Consider the following 3,303-nt stretch of genomic DNA (forward strand, 5'->3'; position numbering starts at 1 on the left):
TGGTATGCTGGTAAGCGGTAAATCTGTAGCCAAGTCTAGGACTATCTCAGCCGAGATGAAGGCTGATGCTTACCACCCGGCCTGGAAGAATTATACCGGGACTGACAGGGGGGTTGGAGCGGATGTTGTTAAAGGTGATGGTGCAAAAGCATCCGTGCCTTCGAAAACGGCGGTTCAAGAACTTGAGGTAGACGCCCAAAAAAACCTTAAGGCAAGAGAGGTTGTTGGAGATGGTCTAGAACACGACCATATCCCTTCATTTGCTGCGTTGCGCACAGCAAAAGAAGCAGAGTTGGGCCGCCCCCTTACTGAGTTGGAGACCAAGACTCTCTACCAAAACTCTACTGCTGTAGAGGTCCCACGAGATGTACATATTGCAGGTCCGACGTATGGCGGGAAAAATACTCCTGCTCAGATTCAGCAAGATGCAGCGGACCTGTGCGGTGCAGTTTGTCGTGACACAGAAGCTTTGCGGGCAAATCTGAACAGTCGAGGTTATGATTCGAAGTTAGTAGATGAAACCGTTCAAAAAATAGTTGAAAGAAATCGCAATACGGGGGTTATTAAATAATGAACACTTGGTCGGATTTTGTTCGGGCTCTTGGTCAGGATGAAAGCGGAGAAATAGTCACCGACTTATGTCGAAAAGTCGGAGAATTGCCAGCCGTTTCGGAAACCCCGGATAACTATAATGACCCGGAAGGTAAGACAAGATTTTATAAGTTTATTAAATCTGGCGTAGAGATTGGGTTTCGTTCGGGAAAATTAAATCACATTCATTTTTTGGTGCAGCCTCACGAAGGTTATTCGGCATATACGGAAGATGTGCTAGGTCGTATAGCTCAAGCATGGCGTGTTCAAGATGTTATTGCAGAGCTAGGATCACCTAGCAAAGAGGCCCCAGGTAGAGTCGATGTGTTAATCGGCTATGTACAGCAGTGGCTAAAGTATGAGTTTAAGACGTACGCTCTACGCATGGAGTTTTCGAAGGATGGACGCTTGTGGAAAGCGACGCTAATATCATGTTGATCGCTTTAAGCGTAGCAATGGATTAGATGTTTGTGTGATTTTTAGATGGTGCAAAAGAGATAGGAGGCGGAGCGAAGTTTGCGGGCCAAGCCAAGCTTGATGACCACTTTGCGCGCCATTGCGGTGACTTTGGCGCGAAAAATACGCTTGAATACCAAGCACAAGCTGATAAGTTATTAACAGCGTCGAAGCCTGCGGGCGTGCTTGAAAAAGCAAGACCTAATGGAGATATCGTACGTTACAACCCTAGCACTGATGAGTTTGGTGTGGTATCAAGTGGGGGAAGTATTTGCACGTACTACAAGCCTGATCCAGCAGTGCATGGTAAGGGTTCAAACTTGGACTATTTTAATGCCCAATAGCAATCAAACATATGTATGTCCGGTCTGCAGGTATCCTGATCTTGATGAGCCGGCGTATGACAGTTTTGGCTGTGCCTCGTACAATATTTGCCCATGCTGCGGGACGGAGTTTGGGTATGATGACTCGACAACCGCTCATTCCGATTTACGCGGAACGTGGGTGTCGGAGGGAATGCAATGGTGGAGCAAGCATCGACTCAAGCCTAGTGATTGGGATCCGGTCAGGCAACTAGAAAACAATTAGATGCTTTATTAGTTTGTGCAAAAGGCATTGATAAAATTTTTGAAACCGGTCGCACGCCAAAAACAAGTGAGTTAAAGGAGTACGCGGAGGCTCAAGGCTGGAAGCCCTCTCAGACCGATGGTGGCCCCCTCAAATACGTTGACAAGAATGGCATTCCTCGAGTGGCAATCAAACAAGGTAGCTCGCACGCGCCAGGAAGTTTTGATCCATATGTTGAATTTAAGGATTCTACAGGTCAAAGAAACGATGCGTTTGGTAATTATGTAACTAGGAAAAGCCCATGCAATTACACCTCAATTGACTTCGATCTGTGAAAATCGATATGAACTATTGTGAAATTATGTTGCTCTCGAAATTTTTCTTTTGAAGATAACTAGCTTTTGTCGATTGATGAGGTGGCAGGATCAATTATTTTTGGATTGGGTGCTGTTCTTACTAAGAATTACTAGCAAGATGAAGAGCCGAAAAACGGAGAGCAGTATTGCTAGTGCAAGGTTTTGTTACGGTTTTTTAATGCTGACTCTATCGAATGGTTTCGATAGAAGACTCATAGGGCTCATAGGGTTTGTAGATAGTACAGGTGATTTGGGTTGTGGAAATATAGACAGTCTTGTTAGGGGTGGTGGTGCTTATACTCTGTTTGGCGATTGTGGGAGAGTTGTAACTCAGGGAGGATAGGTAGAAGCGATTATGAATGATTGGTTGGTGCAAAAAAGTGCAGGTGAGGCAAATGCTGCGAAGCGCGGTGAGCAGCTTGCAGGGAAAGAGATATCTGTGGATGTGCATTTGAAAAGCATGTGATTCAGAATGCTACTATAAGGATTTGGGCATGACTAGTCTCGAGCAGTTTTTCTCGTATATTGAAAGCGTCGTTAATTGCTTGAGCTCATTTCGTGAGCTAAGTTGTGGGTGAGCTACTTACGGGAATAATGTCAGTGTTACGGTTGTTATCAGAAATCCTAAAGCAGTTGATGGTGGTACTGCATTCCGTCCCGTGAATGGGCAAGCTTACTTTGATAGTTTGAGGTAGTTACTATGGAGATAATTAACTCTTCGCGCAATTTTGCAAATGTTAGCTTTAATAGAGATGAGCTTTTGGTCCTGAATTCGGCTTTAAATGAAATATGTAACGGGTTAGATATGTTCGAATTTGAAGCGCGGATTGGTGCAGATCGTGAGTTTGTTGCTAGCTTGCTTCGAAAGATTGGTTTGTTGCTTGATAATATGGATTGTCAATCCAACTGATCAGCAATGAGCTAGTATTGCATTGGCACCGGCTTTGCGCCGGTGTTTTTCACCCTGTCTGAGTATTCGTCAATCGGAAGTTTTCCTTTAAATAAAAGATGTGACTTCAATTCCAAGAGGGAAAGTTGCCGAAAGTTTCGGCCTGACACCAAGCGTACAACTAAGGAAATCCTGAAAAAGACTTCCCGAATTGGCAGAGTCCCCGCACCCCAATCGCCGAGCTTTTCAATGAAGCAAATGATCTTCGCCGATGCCGAGTACGCCGGTAAGCGCAAGCAGACCCGCAAGGAATTGTTCCTGATCGAGATGGATCGGGTCTTACCCTGGAAGGGCTTGATTGCCCTGATCGAACCTCGTCAACGACACCAAACCAGACGAAACAGACCAGGAGCGGGAAGCCAAGCGAAACATAATCACCAGCCT

The 3,303-nt window shown here is 45.4% G+C and carries 2 protein-coding genes and 2 pseudogenes; all 4 read left to right on the top strand.

Annotated elements, in window-relative coordinates; genetic code table 11:
* Window positions 1-571: pseudogene (locus AO068_RS28885) on the top strand (hypothetical protein); the annotation flags it as partial.
* Window positions 571-1,029, top strand: a complete 459-nt coding sequence (locus tag AO068_RS24285) for a hypothetical protein (protein WP_058402707.1) — start codon at window positions 571-573, stop codon at window positions 1,027-1,029. The pseudogene AO068_RS28885 and the gene AO068_RS24285, both read left to right, overlap by 1 nt.
* Window positions 1,030-1,601: 572 nt before the next feature.
* The gene (locus tag AO068_RS28890) at window positions 1,602-1,949 is read left to right on the top strand and encodes a hypothetical protein (protein WP_144439858.1); all 348 of its coding nucleotides are present in this window, start codon (window positions 1,602-1,604) and stop codon (window positions 1,947-1,949) included.
* 1,159 nt (window positions 1,950-3,108) lie between these two features.
* Window positions 3,109-3,303: pseudogene (locus AO068_RS29405) on the top strand (hypothetical protein); the annotation flags it as partial.

It is taken from the genome of Pseudomonas sp. ICMP 3272 (assembly GCF_001466905.1).
Lineage (GTDB): Bacteria > Pseudomonadota > Gammaproteobacteria > Pseudomonadales > Pseudomonadaceae > Aquipseudomonas > Aquipseudomonas amygdali.